The 17,038-nt window shown below is 69.5% G+C and carries 10 protein-coding genes; 6 read left to right on the top strand and 4 right to left on the bottom strand.

Annotation, left to right across the window (positions count from 1 at the left end):
• Window positions 1-67: 67 nt before the first annotated feature.
• The 3 genes from AC07UK_RS07985 (at window position 68) to treY (ending at window position 7,522) form a co-directional block, all read left to right on the top strand.
• Window positions 68-2,602: a glycogen/starch/alpha-glucan phosphorylase gene (locus tag AC07UK_RS07985; RefSeq protein ID WP_436223181.1), complete on the top strand. Its 2,535-nt coding sequence runs from the start codon at window positions 68-70 to the stop codon at window positions 2,600-2,602.
• 226 nt (window positions 2,603-2,828) lie between these two features.
• Window positions 2,829-4,835 (top strand): malto-oligosyltrehalose trehalohydrolase, encoded by a 2,007-nt coding sequence (treZ, locus tag AC07UK_RS07990; RefSeq protein ID WP_494685596.1) that lies wholly within the window; start codon window positions 2,829-2,831, stop codon window positions 4,833-4,835.
• A complete protein-coding gene (gene treY, locus AC07UK_RS07995) occupies window positions 4,835-7,522 on the top strand; it encodes a malto-oligosyltrehalose synthase (protein ID WP_494685597.1) in 2,688 nt (895 codons plus the stop codon). Before treZ ends, treY begins: the two co-directional genes overlap by 1 nt.
• A 31-nt stretch (window positions 7,523-7,553) precedes the next feature.
• On the opposite strand, the gene AC07UK_RS08000 is transcribed toward treY, so the two are convergent.
• Window positions 7,554-8,192, bottom strand: a complete 639-nt coding sequence (locus tag AC07UK_RS08000) for a malto-oligosyltrehalose synthase (RefSeq protein WP_436223178.1) — start codon at window positions 8,190-8,192, stop codon at window positions 7,554-7,556.
• Between the two features lie 443 nt (window positions 8,193-8,635).
• Between AC07UK_RS08000 and AC07UK_RS08005 the strand changes: the two genes are divergently transcribed.
• The 3 genes from AC07UK_RS08005 to AC07UK_RS08015 are packed head-to-tail and all read left to right on the top strand — an operon-like array spanning window position 8,636 to window position 9,680.
• Window positions 8,636-9,001 (top strand): BON domain-containing protein, encoded by a 366-nt coding sequence (locus tag AC07UK_RS08005; protein ID WP_153953475.1) that lies wholly within the window; start codon window positions 8,636-8,638, stop codon window positions 8,999-9,001.
• 34 nt (window positions 9,002-9,035) lie between these two features.
• Window positions 9,036-9,266, top strand: a complete 231-nt coding sequence (locus AC07UK_RS08010) for a hypothetical protein (RefSeq protein WP_436223177.1) — start codon at window positions 9,036-9,038, stop codon at window positions 9,264-9,266.
• 30 nt (window positions 9,267-9,296) lie between these two features.
• Window positions 9,297-9,680, top strand: a complete 384-nt coding sequence (locus tag AC07UK_RS08015; protein ID WP_153953474.1) for a hypothetical protein — start codon at window positions 9,297-9,299, stop codon at window positions 9,678-9,680.
• Window positions 9,681-9,780: 100 nt separating this feature from the next.
• On the opposite strand, the gene AC07UK_RS08020 is transcribed toward AC07UK_RS08015, so the two are convergent.
• The 3 genes from AC07UK_RS08020 to uvrA all read right to left on the bottom strand — a co-directional run bounded on the left by AC07UK_RS08020 (window position 9,781) and on the right by uvrA (window position 16,956).
• On the bottom strand, window positions 9,781-10,620 hold the full coding sequence (locus AC07UK_RS08020; protein ID WP_494685598.1) for an endonuclease/exonuclease/phosphatase family protein: 840 nt from the start codon (window positions 10,618-10,620) through the stop codon (window positions 9,781-9,783).
• Between the two features lie 24 nt (window positions 10,621-10,644).
• Window positions 10,645-10,995, bottom strand: a complete 351-nt coding sequence (locus AC07UK_RS08025) for an endonuclease (protein ID WP_436223175.1) — start codon at window positions 10,993-10,995, stop codon at window positions 10,645-10,647.
• Window positions 10,996-11,094: 99 nt separating this feature from the next.
• Window positions 11,095-16,956, bottom strand: a complete 5,862-nt coding sequence (gene uvrA / locus AC07UK_RS08030; protein WP_494685599.1) for an excinuclease ABC subunit UvrA — start codon at window positions 16,954-16,956, stop codon at window positions 11,095-11,097.
• Between the last annotated feature and the right edge of the window lie 82 nt (window positions 16,957-17,038).

The following is a 17,038-nucleotide window of genomic DNA, read 5'->3' on the forward strand; positions in this document are numbered from 1 at the left end:
GCGATCTCCCTGCAGGGATTGCCCCATCCACTAAGCTTGACGCACGTACATGCGCAGGAGCCTCGCCATGAAGGAATCTGTCCGGCCCGAGCATGCCGATGACACCCGTACCGCACTGTCCGGCGCCAGCCTGCGCCGGGCCTTCCTCGACCACGTCTTCCATACCCAGGGCAAGCTGCCCGGCCACGCCAGCCAGAACGACCTCTACCAGGCCGCGGCGCATACCGTGCGCGACCGCCTGGTGCAGCGCTGGATCAGCACCGCCGAAGCCTACCTGGGCCAGCCCTCGCGCACCGTCGCCTACCTGTCGGCGGAATTCCTGATGGGCCCGCACCTGGGCAACAACCTGATCAACCTGGGCATCTTCGACGAGGTGCGCGAGGCCATGGCCGCTGCCGGGCTGGACCTCGACCGCATCCTGGAGCAAGAGGTCGAGCCGGGGCTGGGAAATGGCGGCCTGGGCCGGCTGGCGGCCTGCTTCATGGATTCGCTGGCGACGCTGGAAATCCCCGCGCTCGGCTATGGCATCCGCTACGAATACGGCATCTTCCAGCAGACCATCATCGACGGCATGCAGGTGGAATCGACCGATACCTGGCTGCGCAACGGCAACCCCTGGGAGATCCAGCGCTCAGAGTGGGCCGTGCAGGTGCGCCTGGGCGGGCACACCGAGCACTACACCGACGACCGCGGCCACTACCGCGTACGCTGGGTGCCGGCCAAGACCGTGGTGGGTGTGCCGTTCGACTCGCCGATCCTGGGCTACCGCGTCAATACCGTGAACACCCTGCGGCTGTGGCGCGCAGACGCCACCGAGGCCTTCGACTTCCATACCTTCAACCGCGGCGACTACCTGGGCGCGGTCAGCAAGAAGGTCACTTCCGAGAATCTGACCAAGGTCCTCTACCCCAACGACGAGACCAGCCAGGGCAAGGAGCTGCGGCTGGAGCAACAGTACTTCTTCGTCGCCTGTTCGCTGCAAGACATGCTGCGGCTGCTCGCCGTCGACGGCATCCCGGTGACGCGCTTCCACGAGAAGTTCGCGGTGCAGCTGAACGACACCCACCCGGCCGTGGGCATTGCCGAGCTGATGCGGCTGCTGGTCGACGACCATGACCTGCCCTGGAACGAGGCCTGGCACATCACGCAGAATGCCTTTGCCTACACCAACCACACGCTGCTGCCCGAGGCGCTGGAGCAGTGGCCGCTGCCGCTGTTTGCCCGGGTGCTGCCGCGCCATCTCGAGATCATCCTGGAAATCAACGCGCGCTTGCTGGACGAGGTGCGGATCCGCTTCTACGGCGACGAATCGCGCCTGGCGCGGCTGTCGCTGATCAATGAGTACGGCGAACGGCAGGTCCGCATGGCCAACCTGGCGTGCGTGGGCAGCCACGCCATCAACGGCGTAGCCGAGCTGCACTCGCGGCTGATGCGCGAGGACGTGCTCAAGGATTTCTACGAGATGTGGCCTGAGAAGTTCACCAGCATCACCAACGGCGTGACGCCGCGGCGCTGGCTGGCGCTGTCCAATCCGCGCCTGACGCGGCTGGTGTCGGAGGCGATCGGCGACGGCTGGATCTCTGACCTGGCGCAGATCCGCGCGCTCGAGCCGTATGCCGAGGACGCGGGCTTTCGCGAACAATGGCACGCCGCGCGGCACCAGAACAAAGTGGCGCTGGCCGAGCTGGTCCGCGACACCACCGGCGTGGTGGTGGACCCTTCCTCCATGTTCGACGTGATGGTCAAGCGCATCCACGAATACAAGCGCCAGCACCTGGCGGTGCTGCATGTGATCGCGCTGTACCACCGCATCAAGTCCGACCCCGGCGCCGAGATCCAGCCGCGCACCTTCCTGTTCGGCGGCAAGGCGGCGCCGGGCTACGCCTATGCCAAGCTGATGATCCGCTTCATCACCTCGGTGGCCGACGTCGTCAACCGCGACCCGCAGATGCGCGACCGGCTCAAGGTGGTGTTCCTGCCCAACTTCAACGTCACCTACGGGCAGCGCATCTACCCGGCGGCCGACCTGGCCGAGCAGATCTCGCTGGCGGGCAAGGAAGCGTCCGGCACCGGCAACATGAAGTTCGCGATGAATGGCGCGCTCAATATCGGCACCATGGACGGCGCCAATATCGAGCTGCGCGAAGCCGTGGGCAACGACAACTTCTTCCCGTTCGGCCTGACCGCGCCAGAGGTCTATGCGCTGCGTGCAAGCGGCTACGACCCTGCCGCCTGCTACCACAGCAACCCGCAGCTGCGCGCGGTGATCGACCTGGTCCAGCAGGGCTTCTTCTCGCGCGGCGACCCGGCGCTGTTCCGTCCGCTGTTCAACCCGCAGCAGATGCACGACCCCTACCTGCTGATGGCCGACTTCGCCTCATACATCGAGTGCCAGGAGAAAGTCTCGCAGGCCTTTGCCGAGCCGGCGCGCTGGCAACGCATGTCGGTGCTGTCGTGCGCGCGCTCCGGGCGCTTTTCATCAGATCGGGCGATCCGCGAGTATTGCGAGCGCATCTGGCACATCGAGCCGGTGCCGGTGCGGCTGCTGCACCGCGCCAGCGGTGCGCCCTGGCAGGGTGAATCTCCGGTGCGCGCCGCGTAAGCGATGTGACGGGCACTGCGGGCGTGGGCTAGCGCACGTCCGCACTGCGCGGGAAGTTTCTACAATGGCCCATGTAACAAAGCCCGCGCTGGCGGTAGCCCCCGCCAGCATGCGGCCTCGCAAAGGGTCGTTCTGCGGGCATGGAGTTCGCATCGTGCCAAAACCGGCCATCCGGCCGGCTTTCCCTTGGCACTTCCCACAGCTGTCCGGAAGCCAGGAGCCGAATTTGCACGCCAACCCGTTTCTTTTCGCGCCCGGCGCCCGCTCCGCCATGCCCAGCCTGGCCCCGCACGACTGCTTTGCAGCGCCCGCTGCCGTGGGGCAGCCGGGCCTGCCTGGCAACGACGAACCTGCGCACGACTACCTGTTCGGGCCGGCCTGGCTGCCAGACGGCCGCGTGCGGTTCCGCCTGTGGGCCCCGGACGCAGCCGAGCAAGGCCAGGCGGTACGGCTGGAGATCGCCGGGCTCGGTCCGGTGCGCATGGCGGCTGGCGCCAATGGCTGGTTCGAGGCCATCGTTGCGTGCAGCAAAGGGGCACGCTACTGGTTCCGGCTTGACGACGGCACCACCGTGCCCGACCCGGCCTCGCGCGGGCAGGCCGACGATGTGCACGGGCCCAGCATCGTGCCCGCTCCCGACGCGGCTGGCGCCTTTGCGTGGGCGTGCCCCGACTGGCGCGGGCGCCCGTGGCATGAAGCCATCATCTATGAGATGCACGTGGGCCTGTGCGGCGGCTTTGCCGGCGCCGCCCGGCAGCTGCCGCGGCTGGCGGCGCTGGGCTTCACCGCGGTCGAGCTGATGCCGCTGGCGGAGTTCCCCGGCGCGCGCAACTGGGGCTATGACGGCGTGCTGCCATTCGCGCCGGAGTCCGCCTACGGCACGCCGGACGAACTGCGCGCGCTGGTGGACCGCGCCCACCAGCTCGGCATGATGGTGCTGCTGGACGTGGTCTACAACCACTTCGGGCCGGAGGGCAACTACCTGCACCGCTACGCCAGCGCGTTCTTCCGCGCGGACCGGCAGACCCCATGGGGGCCGGCCATCGATTTCCGCCGGCCGCAGGTGCGGCGCTTCTTCACCGAGAACGCGCGCTACTGGCTGGAGCAGTTCCGCTTCGACGGCCTGCGCCTGGACGCCGTGCACGCGATCGAGGACGAAGGCTGGCTGGCGGCGCTGCCCGGCGAGCTGCGCACCATGCTGGCCGAAGGCGACGGTGCCAACCGCCATCTCCACCTGGTGCTGGAGAACGACAACAATGATGCCGAATTGCTGGCCAAGGGCTACGACGCCCAGTGGAACGATGACGCACACCATGCCCTGCACGTGCTGCTGACCGGCGAGGGCGACGGCTACTACCGCGACTACACCCGCTGTGCCGATGAGGGCGAGGATGCGGCTGCGGGGCGCGGCGAGCCCGCGCTGCGCCACCTTGCACGCGTGCTGGGCGAAGGCTTTGCCTACCAGGGCGAGCCGTCGGCGCACCGCGCTGCCGCCGCGCCGGGCGTGCCGTCAAGTGCGGACAGCGTGCGCCGCGGCCAGCCCAGCGCGCACCTGCCGCCCACGGCCTTCGTCTGCTTCTTGCAGAACCACGACCAGACCGGCAACCGCGCAATGGGCGACCGGCTGGCCGGCCTGGCGGACCGCAACGCGCTGCGCGCAGCGGTGGCGCTGCAGCTGCTGTGCCCGCAGGTGCCGCTGGTGTTCATGGGCGAGGAAACCGGCTCGCAGCGGCCCTTCCTCTACTTCACCAGTCACCCGCCCGAACTGGCACAGGCCGTGCGCGACGGCCGGCGCCGCGAGTTTGCGGCTTCCGCGGCATTCCGCGACGATGCGTGCGCCGCGGCCATCCCCGATCCCAACGACCCGGCCACCTTCGAGGCATCGCGCCCCGAGCTGGAGGACGACGGCGACTGGACACCGTACTACCACGAACTGCTCTCCGTCCGCCGCCGTGAACTGCTGGACCGGCTGGCCGGCTGCCAGTCGGCCGGCGTCGATATCCTGGGCCCGGCCGCGCTGTGTGCACGCTGGCGGCTGATGGACGGCATGGAACTGAGCCTGTGGCTGAACCTGGGCAGCGAAGCCGTGCCATGCACACGCCCGTGCCGCGACATGAGCGCGGCGCTGCATGAAAGCCTGCCCGGCGCCGCGGCCGAGCTGTCCGCCGGCATGCTGCCGCCGCTGGCCTGCGTCGCCACCATGTGCGAGCCCGCCGCGGCGCGCGCAAGATAATGCCCGCCGGCTTGCCGGAATCCCAGCCAGGCAGCCATGGCGATGGCGGCGACCATGACCTGCCCCGCGCCACCGCCCGGCTGCAGCTGCATCCGGGCTTTACCTTTGCCGATGCCGCCGCCGTGGTTGACTACTACGCCGCGCTCGGCGTCAGCCACCTGTACCTGTCGCCAGTGTGCAGCGCGCGCCCGGGCTCCACCCATGGCTACGACGTCACCGACTTCACCCGCGTGCGCGACGAGCTGGGCGGCGAGCCCGGCCTGAAAGCGCTGGCCGGGCGCGCCCGCGCCGCCGGCCTCGGACTGGTGCTGGACATCGTGCCCAACCATATGGCGGCGGACGCCACCCACAACCGCTGGTGGCGCGACGTGCTGACCCACGGACGCGCCAGCCGCTGCGCCGCCAGCTTCGACATCGACTGGACCCCGCGCGACCCCGCCCTGCATGGCAAGGTGCTGCTGCCGATGCTGGGTCAGTCCTACTGGGACACGCTGGTGGCGGGCGAGCTGCAATGGGTGCCCGCCAGCACAGAGGATGCCGCCCACCTGCGCTATTTCGAGCACTCGCTGCCGCTGGCGCCAGGCAGCGTGGATGCCGCCGCCGCAACCCAGCCCGGCTGGTACGACCCCACGCAGGCCGAAGGCCGCACCCGGCTGCACGCACTGCTGGAGCGCCAGCACTACCGGCTGGCCTGGTGGCGCACCGCCGCCGCGGCACTGAACTGGCGGCGCTTTTTCGAGATCAGCGATCTCGTCGGCGTGCGCGAGGAAGACCCGCAGGTATTCGACGCCGTCCACGCGCTGGTCTTCCGCCTGCTGCGCGAAGGCTGGATCGATGGCGTGCGTGTCGATCATGTCGACGGCCTGGCCGATCCCGCTGGCTACTGCCGCCGGCTGCGCGCCGAACTGGACCGGCACGCCGCCGCGCGCCCGCCGTTGCTGCGGCTGGCGCACCCGTGGCTGGTGGTCGAGAAGATCCTGGGCCCGCGCGAACGCCTGGCGCCGGACTGGCAGGTCGACGGCACCACCGGCTACGACTTCATGGACGATGTGGCCGCCGTGCTGCACGACGGCAACGGCGAGGCGCCGCTCGGCGCGCTGTGGGCATCGGCCAGCGGCGATGCGCGCCCGTATGCCGCCCATGTCGAGGCGGCGCGGCACCAGGTGCTGGAGCGGCACCTGGTAACCGAGTACGAAGGCGCGGCCGCCTGCCTGCACGACTGCGCGAAGCAGGAGCCCGGCACGCGCGACCTGACACGCGCGGCGCTGCGGCGCGCGCTGGCCGCGCTGATGGCGGCGGTGCCCGTCTACCGCAGCTATTTTGACGCGCAACCCGGCGCGCGCGACACCTCGGCCGCACAGGCCGACGACGCCATGCTGGACCAAGCCATGCAGGCGGCGCGCGCCGGCCTGGCCCCGGACGAGGCCGTGGCACTGGCCTTTATCGGCGGCTGCCTGCGCACGCCAGCCCCGCCCGACAGCGAAACCGGCGTGCTGCGCCGCCGCCTGCAGCAACTGATGCCCGCCCTGGCAGCCAAGGCCGGCGAAGACACGGCGTTCTACCGCTACGGGCGGCTGCTGTCGCGCAACGAGGTGGGCAGCGACCCCGCCACGCTGGCGCTGCCGCCGGCGCAGTTCCACGCGCGCATGGCGGCGCGGCGCCTGGCCTGTCCTCATGCCATGCTGGCCACTGCGACCCACGACCACAAGCGCGGCGAAGACACACGCATGCGCCTGGCCGTGCTGAGCGAGATGCCCGACGCCTGGGCCAATGCCGTGGCGGCATGGGAACGCGCGTGCGCACCGCTGCTGTCGACCCTGCCGCAGGCGCCCGACCCCGGCGACCGCCTGATGCTGTACCAGACCCTGGTCGGCGCGTGGCCGATGGAGGACATCGGCAAGCCTGCTGGCAGCAACACCGTCGACGCGCTCCTGGAACGCGTGTCCGCGTGGCAGCTCAAGGCCATCCGCGAAGCCAAGCGCCACGGCAACTGGACCTGCCCCGACGCAGCCTACGAAGCCGCGTGCGAGGCCTTCCTGCGCGCCATCGCGGCGGGCTGGCCATTGGGTGTGCTGGCGCATATCGGCCAGTTTGCGCAGCACATTGCCGTGGCCGGCGCCGTCAACAGCCTGGCACAGGTGCTGGTGCAGTTGACCGCACCGGGCATCCCCGACCGCTACCAGGGATGCGAAGGCTGGGACCTGAGCCTGGTGGACCCGGACAACCGGCGCCCGCCCGATTTTGCGCAACTGCGCGCGCGCCTGGGCTGCAGCGCTGGCTGGGCCCACTGGCTGGCGCACTGGCGCGACGGACGCATCAAGCAGCAGCTGATACGCCAGGTGCTGGCCGTACGCCGCGCCCAGCCCCGGCTCTTTGCCGACGGGCAATACAGCATGCTGGCGGCGCAGGGCGCGCTGGTGCCGCAGGTGCTGGCCTTTGCCCGCATCGCGCATGCGCACCAGGCCATCACGGTGGTGACGCGGCTGGCGGCCACGCAGGTCGACCCGACCCTGCCGCGCATTCCGCCCGCGGGCTGGGGCGACACCATCCTGGACGTGGGTGCGCCGCAGCCCAGCCGCTGGACCGATGCGCTGACCGGCCATGTGCTGGACGCACCCATGGGCCGGCTGCGCCTGCGCGAGGTGCTGGGCGGCATGCCGGTGGCGCTGCTGCTGCGCCAGCCGTAAGCGGTCCCGGGCAACGCGAACGGTCGCGGTCTCAGGACTTCTGCGCCGCCGTGTGCAACACGATCGGCGTCAGCGGGCCGTGCGGATGGCGCGGCGTGCCATGCGGCGAGGCCTGGCCGTGCTGCGGTGGCTGCGCGCCGTCGTCCTGCGGCTCGCGCCTTGCCTGGCCCGGCGAAGCGCCGCGTTCCTGCGGCAGGTAGGGCCGGATCACGACGGCCACGTAATCGTCCTCCTTGGGCGTGACGACGATATACGCCAGGCCCGACATCACCAGGCCCACCTCACCCAGCTCGGTCGCGATGCGCGCCACGATGAAGCGCTGCAGCAGCAGCGGGTTGACGCTGTCGTCAATCGCAAGTGCGGCCGTGCAGATGGTCAGGAAGCAGCGCTCGACCTCGCGGCATACCACCACCACCTCGTCGATGGCGTAGCCCGAGCGGCTGGCGCGCACCAGCACCGATACCCCCGAGCTGGGCGCGGCACGGTGCCAGCCCGGCTTGACCTTGAAACTGGGCAAGGCCAGGCCGGAGCCGGTGTCCTGGGCCACGGTATTGAAGCGCTGGGCGAAGTCCGTGGGCGTCATCGCAAGCAGCTGGCGCTCCACCGGTGCCGAAGACACCGAAACGGACGAGGCCAGGACGACAGTGGACAGGATGCTGGCTAGGTTCATGACTACCTCGCAACGGATGAGCCGCTCCCCCCGGCTGCGCTGTCGGGCCCGGCGACACGCGGCGCACAGGGTGCCGCCGCGGCATCGGGCCGGCGTTGCGGGCTGTGCTCGCCGGCACTTGCCGCTCGCCAGTTTTTGCCAGCATTTCCTCCACTATAGACACGACGGCACGCAATCACACGACAGCGCGCAAGCATCGCGCCGATCATGCAGCGACGGCCTGCCGGCACGCGCACGGATGCCAGGAGGCGGCACATGCAGTTTCTGCCGCGGCTGTAAAAACTACGCCGCGTGTGCCGCGCCGGCAGCGCCGCGCCTGCGCCGCAAGCCGCACAGGACCCAGCCAGGCACCGCCGGCGCCCGGGGCCGGGAACGGAGCTTGCAGGTCTAAGGCAGATGCGGAGCAGGAATCGCCCTGCCCCGCCAAGTACAGGAGGATCGTCATGACACCACGCTCCCGCATCGCCCGCCTGGCGCTGCCTCTGGCGGTGCTGGCGATGGCCGCCTCCCAGGCCGTCACGGCCGCCCCGGCCGATGCGCCGGCGGCGCCGTCGTCCACGGGACGCACCGCCGCGCCGCGCGACACCGAAGCCGCCAGCGACCGCGCCATCACTGCCGAAGTCCAGGCGCGCCTGGCAAACACGCGCGTGCTGGACCGCGCCCGGATCCGTGTATCCACCACTGACGGCGTGGTCAAGCTGGAAGGTACCGTGCGCGACGATAAACAGCGTACGATGGCAATGGAACTGGCTCGTTCGGTGCGCGGCGTGAGCGCCGTGTCAGACGAGCTGCGCGCCGGTACCGACTGACCGGCAGCGCCATGCCAACCTCCATGGAGACGCCATGAGCACCCATCGCCAGCCCGACCATGACATCACGCGGCGCCGCAGCGAGCGCCCCGATCCGCACAAGGGCGGCCCCGACACCGAGCATGAACGCGGCAAGCCCGGGCGCGACCGCCGCCATGATGTCGAGCGCGAGCACGACATTCCGGACGAGAACAGCGAGCCGCCTTCAGTCAGGCGCCGCGGCGGCCAGTCAGAAGAAAGCGAATCGCCGGTGGAGAACTACTGAATCCGCCGGGCCAACCGAACAGGAGGCACGATGAGCAAGACCGTACGTACCCACCGTACCGGCCCACGCCACGGTGACCGCGTGGGCGGCACAGCGCCCGTGCCGCGCGAAGGCGCGCAGGCCTCCGCCGGCCGCCGTTCGCGCGAGAACACCGCGTCCGGCGCCGCGCGCGCCGACGCGGGCCATATCCCGAGCACGCTCGACCCCGATCTCGAACAGGAAACCGACGATATCGAGGAAGAAATCGAGCAACGCGAGAATGAGGCCCACACGGCGCAGGATGAGGAAAGCCCCGAGGAAGAGATCGCCGATGAAGTGGTGCATGCCGCCGAAGACCTGCCGGCCGAAGTGCCGGTCGACAAGGCCGACCACACCGATGAGCGCGAGGAGCGCCCACCCCGCGCACCGCGTTAGATAGCGCCCGGCAAGGGCGTATCAGGGCGGCAAGACGAACGCCGGCCCCGGTGCGCCCGGGACCGCCGTCTTTGTTTCAGGACGCTCATCGAAGCCGCCGCTATGTCGGCGCTGTGGGCACTTCAAAACGAGCCAGCAACGGCAGATGGTCGGAGGCCACGCGCGCCAGCGGCGAACGGTGGCTGGCCACCGACACCAGGTGCGCGCGCGGCGACACCCAGATGCGATCGAGCGCAAACACAGGCCAGCGCGACGGGAAGGTGGCGGTGTGCGGCGTATGCTCGAAGTACGCATGCAGCCAGCGCAACGGCCGGCCCCACAGGAACCACTCATTGACGTCACCGAGCAGGATGGTCGGCAACGGCGGCGCCGCGGCCACATAGTTGAGTAACTGCTGCACCTGGCGCCGGCGCTCGCCGGGGCGCAGGCCCAGGTGGGTGGCAATCACGCGCAGCGCGATCTCCCGGCCAGACGCCGTGCACGCCAGCGTGACATCGATGGCACCGCGCGGCTCGCAGCCCTTCACCGTCAGGTCGATCTGGTTCACCGCCTGCGGCGCAAAGCGCGCCAGCAGCGCATTGCCATAATCGGCATTGCCGCGCACGCGCGTAAAACCCGAGACCACGTGCATGCCGGTATGGCCGGCCAGGTATTCCAGGGTATGGTCGTTGCTGCTGCCGGATTCCACCTCCTGCAGCGCGACGATATCGGCGTCCAGTTCTTCCAGCACCGCTGCGACGCGGTCCGGCCGATAGCGGCGGTCGGTGCCCACGGCGCGGTGGATGTTGTAGCTGGCCACCATCATGCTGGCAATGCCGGCCGCGTCCGCCGGCCGCGCGCAGTGCAGCGCTGCCCGCGCGCCGGCGACCGCAAGCGTGTCGCCGGGGTCACGCGCCTGGGCAGGATTTACAAGAGACGGTAAGTCCGGTTGCATTCGCATGGCCGGCAGCGCTGGCCGCCAGGCTCAGCTGCCATCCAGGAACGGGTTCGGCTTGCCGACGCGGCGGCCGAGGTCCGGGCTTTCCCAGCGTGGGCCGCCCATGTACGGGTCCGGGGCGCGCTGCATGGTCGTGTCAGGCACGCCAGGCTGCGCCGGCATGGTCGAAGGCTGGGCCTCTGGCGCGGGCGCCAGGTCGGTCCGGGTGGGAGCGTTGGCGCCCTGGGAATACGGGTCGAACTTGTCAGTGCTGCGCGCGCCTTGCGAATAGGGGTCATAGGTGCCGCGGGGCGTGCCCGGCGCCTGCGCCATAGCGGGAATTGCGGCAGTGGCCAGGGCCACGGCTGCAAGGAGTCGGCAGGGGCGGATATGCTTCATGGTTACCTCCGTTTGCACGCGATGTGCGCGCCAGTAGCCATGGTCAAGCGAAAGGCGTGCCCGTACGCCCTTCGCTGTGCCAATCCCTGCGCCAGTCCCTTACGCGATGCCCATTTTGCCTGCTTCGGCATTGCCACGCGCCAGCACCGGCACCAGTGCCGCGCCGGTATGGCTGGCCGCGTTGCGCGACAAGGCCTCCGGATCGGCCGCGCCGACAATGGTGCCGCCGCCAGCACCGCCTTCGGGGCCAAGGTCGATGATCCAGTCGGCCTCGGCAATCACGTCGAGGTCATGCTCGATCACCACCACGCTGTGCCCGCCGTCCGTGAGCCGGTGCAGCACGCGGATCAGGCGCGCCACGTCGGCCATATGCAGGCCCACGGTGGGCTCGTCCAGCACGTACAGCGTATGCGGCGCCTTCTGGCCGCGGCGCGTGATGTCGTCGCGCACCTTGCTCAGCTCGGTCACCAGCTTGATGCGCTGCGCCTCGCCGCCGGACAGCGTAGGCGACGGCTGGCCCAGCGTCAGGTACCCCAGGCCCACGTCCTTCATCAACTGCAGCGGATGCGCGATGTTCGACATGGCCGAGAAGAACTCCACCGCCTCGTCGATCTCCATCGTCAGCACGTCGCCGATATTCTTGCCGCGCCAGGTGACCGCCAGGGTCTCGGGGTTGAAGCGCTGGCCGTGGCAGACATCGCACGCCACCTTCACGTCCGGCAGGAAGCTCATGCCGATGGTGCGCACGCCCTGCCCTTCGCACGCCGGGCACCGCCCGTCGCCGGTGTTGAACGAGAAGCGCGACGCCGTGTAGCCGCGTGCGCGCGCTTCCAGCGTATCGGCAAAAAGCCTGCGAATGGTGTCCCACACGCCGATATAGGTGGCCGGGCATGAGCGCGGCGTCTTGCCGATCGGGGTCTGGTCCACTTCCAGCACGCGGTCGATCGATTCCCAGCCGGTGACGGCGTCGCAGCCATGCCAGTTGTGCTCGACATTGAGCGGCTTCCTGGCGCTTGACTTCGCTGCCTTGGACTCGTCTTTCGCAGCGTTGCGCGCGCGCCGGGTCGCCGGCGACGACAGCACCGAGCGGCCCACCGCATCGAGCAGGTTGGTCATCAGCACATCGCGCGCCAGCGTGGACTTGCCCGAACCGGACACGCCGGTGATGGCCACCAGCCGCGACAGCGGAATGCGCGCCGTCACCTTGCGCAGGTTATGCAGCGATGCGCCATGCACGGTCAGCCATTCCGGCGGATCGGCGGGCTTGCCGGCGGCGCCGGGCTTCACCCTGCGCCTTGCCTGCAGCGGATGGATGATCGGGTGCGCGAGGAACTGCCCGGTAGTGGAGTCCGGCGCCGCCGACAGGTCGGCCACGCCGCCCTGTGCCACCAGCGTGCCGCCGCGCTTGCCCGCGCCGGGGCCGATATCGATGATGTGGTCGGCACGGCGGATGGTGTCTTCATCATGCTCGACCACCACCAGCGTATTGCCCTTGTCGCCCAGCTTGCGCAGCGCGTCCAGCAGGATCTGGTTGTCGCGCGGATGCAGGCCGATGGTGGGCTCGTCCAGCACGTAGCAGACGCCCTGCAGGTTGCTGCCCAGCTGCGCGGCCAGGCGGATGCGCTGGGCCTCGCCGCCGGACAGGCTGGGCGCGGCGCGGTCCAGGCTCAGGTAGCCCAGCCCCACTTCCTCCAGGAACTGCAGGCGGCTGCCGATCTCGCTGATGACATCGCGGGCGATCTCGGCATCGCGCCCCGTGAGATGCAGGCCATCGACCCAGCGGCGGGTATCGGACACGGTCCACTGCGCCACGTCGACGATGGCGTTCTCGTCGAAGGTCACCGCGCGCGCGACCAGGTTCAGGCGCGTGCCGTGGCAGTCCGGGCACGGCGTATCGACCACGCCTTCGGGTTCCTGCTCTTCCGACGGCAGGCTCTGCTCGCGGCCGCGGTTGTCGTCCGCCAGCACGGTATCGTCGAACGCCGCGCGCTGCTCGCGCGTCAGTGCCAGCCCGGTGCCCACGCAGCTGGTGCACCAGCCGTGCTTGCTGTTGTACGAGAACATGCGCGGATCCAGCTCAGGGTAGCTGGTGCCGCACACCGGGCACGCGCGCTTGGTCGAGAACACCTTGACCTCGCCCACGTGCGCGGTGCCGCCGCTGTGCATGGCGTCGTGCAGGCCGTCCAGCGGCGCCAGCAGGTGCATCACGCCCTTGCCGGCCTCCAGCGTCTGCGCCAGCAGCGCGCGCAGCTCGCCCTCATTCTCCGGCGACACCACCAGGTCGCCTACCGGCAGCTCGATGGTGTGCTCGCGGAAGCGGTCCAGCCGCGGCCACGGATCGACCGGCAGGAATTCGCCATCGACACGCAGGTGCGTATTGCCGCGCGCCTTGGCCCACTTGGCCAGGTCGGTATAGACGCCCTTGCGGTTGACCACCAGCGGCGCCAGCAGCCCCACGTGCTGGCCGCGATGGTCGCGCAGCAGCTGGGCGGCAATGGATTCCGGGCTCTGCGAGGTCACCGGCGCGCCGTCATGCACGCAATGCTGGATGCCCAGCTTGACGTACAGCAGGCGCAGGAAATGCCAGACTTCGGAAGTGGTCGCCACCGTGCTCTTGCGGCCGCCGCGCGACAGGCGCTGCTCGATCGCCACCGTGGGCGGGATGCCGTAAACCGCATCCACCTCGGGCCGGCCCGCCGGCTGCACGATGGAGCGCGCATAGGCATTGAGCGATTCCAGGTAGCGGCGCTGGCCTTCGTGGAACAGGATGTCGAAGGCCAGCGTCGACTTGCCCGATCCGGACACACCGGTGACCACGTTGAACTTGCCGTGCGGGATATCGACGTTGAGCGCCTTCAGGTTGTGCTCGTGCGCATTGACGATGCGCACCACGTCCTCGCCCTCCACCGCGCGGCGCGCGCGCCGTGCCTGCAGCGCGGCCTGCAGCGGCACGCCTTCGATCTCGGCGCGCTCGGCTGCCAGCGTGCCGGCTTCGCCGAGCGCCGCGTCATAGTGGATCAGCGCCTGGCCAGTATGCGATTCGGCGCAGCGCTTCACGTCTTCCGGGGTACCGGTGCAGACCACGCGCCCGCCTGCGTCGCCGCCCTCGGGGCCAAGGTCGATCAGCCAGTCAGCGGCGCGGATCACGTCCAGGTTGTGCTCGATCACGATCAGCGAATGGCCGCCGTCCAGCAGCTTGCCGAAGGCGCGCATCAGCTTGGCGATATCGTCGAAGTGCAAACCCGTGGTCGGCTCGTCGAACATGAACAGCCGGCGCGGGATGGCGCTGGGCCGGGTCCGCGAAGGCGTTGCCTGCGCCGCTTCGGCGAGGAAGCCGGCCAGTTTCAGGCGCTGCGCCTCGCCGCCCGACAGCGTCGGCACCGGCTGGCCCAGCTTCATGTATTCCAGGCCGACATCGACGATGGGCTGCAGCACGCGCAGCACCGCGGGGTCGGCGGCAAAACAGGCGGCGGCTTCACTGACGGTCAGCTCCAGCACGTCGGCAATGCTCAGCAAGCGCGGCGGCTGGCCGGGGGCGGCGCGCTCGATCTTCACTTCCAGCACTTCGGGGCGATAGCGGGTGCCGTCGCAGTCCGGGCAGCGCAGGTAGACATCGCTCAGGAACTGCATCTCGACATGCTCGAAGCCCGAGCCGCCGCAGGTCGGGCAACGCCCGTCGCCCGAGTTGAAGCTGAAGGTGCCCGCGGTGTAGCTGCGCTGCAGCGCCATCGGGGCCTTGGCGAAGATCTTGCGGATCTCGTCGAACGCGCCCACGTAGCTGGCCGGGTTGGAACGCGCGGTCTTGCCGATCGGCGACTGGTCGACAAAGACCACATCGTCGACCAGGTCCGCGCCGGTCAGCTGGCGGAAGGCGCCCGGCGACTCGGTGGCCTTGCCGAAGTGCCGCGCCATGGCCGGATGCAGCACGTCCTGCAGCAGCGTGGACTTGCCCGAACCCGACACGCCGGTCACGCACACCAGCCGCTGCAGCGGGATCTCGACGGTGACGTCCTGCAGGTTGTGCTCGGTGGCGCCTTCCAGCACGATGCGCGGCAGGTTGGCATCCACCGGCCGGCGCTGCCAGTGCGAGGCATCGGCCACGCGGCGGCGCCCGCCCAGGTATTCGCCGGTCAGCGTGCCGGCATTGCGGATATCCGCCGGCGTGCCGTCGAAGATGATATTGCCACCACGCTCGCCGGGGCCCGGGCCCATGTCGATCAGGCGGTCGGCAGCCAGCATCACCGATGGATCATGCTCAACCACCACCAGCGTGTTGCCCGCATCGCGCAGCCGGTGCATGGCCTCGACAATGCGGTTCAGGTCCCGCGGGTGCAGGCCGATGCTGGGCTCGTCCAGCACGAACAAGGTGTTGACCAGCGAGGTGCCCAGCGCCGTGGTCAGGTTGATGCGCTGCACCTCGCCGCCGGACAGCGTGCGGCTCTGGCGGTCCAGCGTCAGGTAGCCCAAACCCACGTCGCACAGGTATTTCAGGCGCGTACGCACCTCGGCCAGCAGCAGCTTGAGGGCATCGTCCAGCATCGCGCTGGGCAGGGTCAGTCCGTCAAAGAAACGGCGGATGCGCTCGATCGGCAGCAGCATCAGGTCATGCACGGTCAGGCCGGGCAGCGCCTCCAACTGGGTGCGGTCCCAGTCCACCCCGCGCGGCAGGAAGCGGCGCGGCGGCGCCAGCACGGCGTCGCCATTGTCCTTCGAGCCCAGGCGCCACAGCAGCGACTCGGTCTTCAGGCGTGCGCCGCCGCAGGTTTCGCACGGCGTGTAGCTGCGGTACTTCGACAGCAGCACGCGGATGTGCATCTTGTAGGCCTTCGACTCCAGGTAGTTGAAGAACCGCATCACGCCGTACCAGTGCTTGTTCCACTGGCCGGTCCAGTCCGGCGAGCCATGGATGACCCAGTGGCGCTCGGCCTCGGTCATCTCGGCCCAGGGGGTGTCGCGCGGGATGCCGGCCTTGGCCGCGTAGCGCATCAGGTCATCCTGGCACTCCTTCCACGCCGGGGTCTGCATCGGCTTGATCGCACCGCCGCGCAGCGTCTTGCGCGCGTCGGGGATCACTAGGCCAAGATCGACGCCGATCACGCGGCCGAAGCCGCGGCAGGTCTCGCACGCGCCGTAGGCGGAGTTGAACGAGAACAGCGCCGGCTGCGGGTCCGCATAGCGCAGGTCGCTGTCCGGGCTGTGCAGACCGGTGGAGAAGCGCCATATGGGGCCTTCGTCGCCGTCAGCCAGCACATAGATGTTGACGCGGCCGCCGCCGCGCTTGAGCGAAGCTTCGATCGCCTCCACCACGCGCACCTTCTCGGCATTGCCGATGCGGAAGCGGTCCGCCACCACATCGAGCAGCTTGCGTGCGCCGGTGGGCGACTGCACCACGCGCTGCGCCTGCACGCGCGTATAGCCGCTGACGGACAGCCACTGCTGGACCTCTTCGTCGGTGGCGGACTCGGGCAGCTCGACCGGAAAGGTCACCACGAGCCGCGCATCGTGATGCGGCTGGCCCTCGGCCGTGCGCGCCAGCAGCTCGGCGTAGATGGTTTCGGGCGAGTCATGGCGCACCGGCAGCGCGGTCTGCTTGTCGAACAGCTCCGCCGCGCGCGCGTAGAGCAGCTTCAGGTGGTCGTTCAGCTCCGTCATCGTGCCCACCGTCGAACGCGAGCTGCGCACCGGGTTGGTCTGGTCGATGGCGATGGCGGGCGGCACCCCGTCCACGCGCTCCACCTGGGGCCGGTCCATCCGGTCCAGGAACTGGCGGGCGTAGGCGCTGAAGGTCTCGACGTAGCGGCGCTGGCCTTCGGCATAGAGCGTGTCGAACACCAGGCTGGACTTGCCCGAGCCAGACGGCCCGGTCACCACGGTCATCTCGCCGGGGCGCAGGTCGAGATCGACATTCTTGAGGTTGTGCTGGCGGGCGCCGCGAATGCGGATTAGCTGCTTGCTCGACACGATTTCTCTTTTCGAATCAGGACGTTAAGGAGGGGGCGGGAGGCGGCCCGACCACTGTACATCCATACAGTCTATCAGGTTG

This window comes from Cupriavidus sp. GW821-FHT07C08, assembly GCF_059419025.1.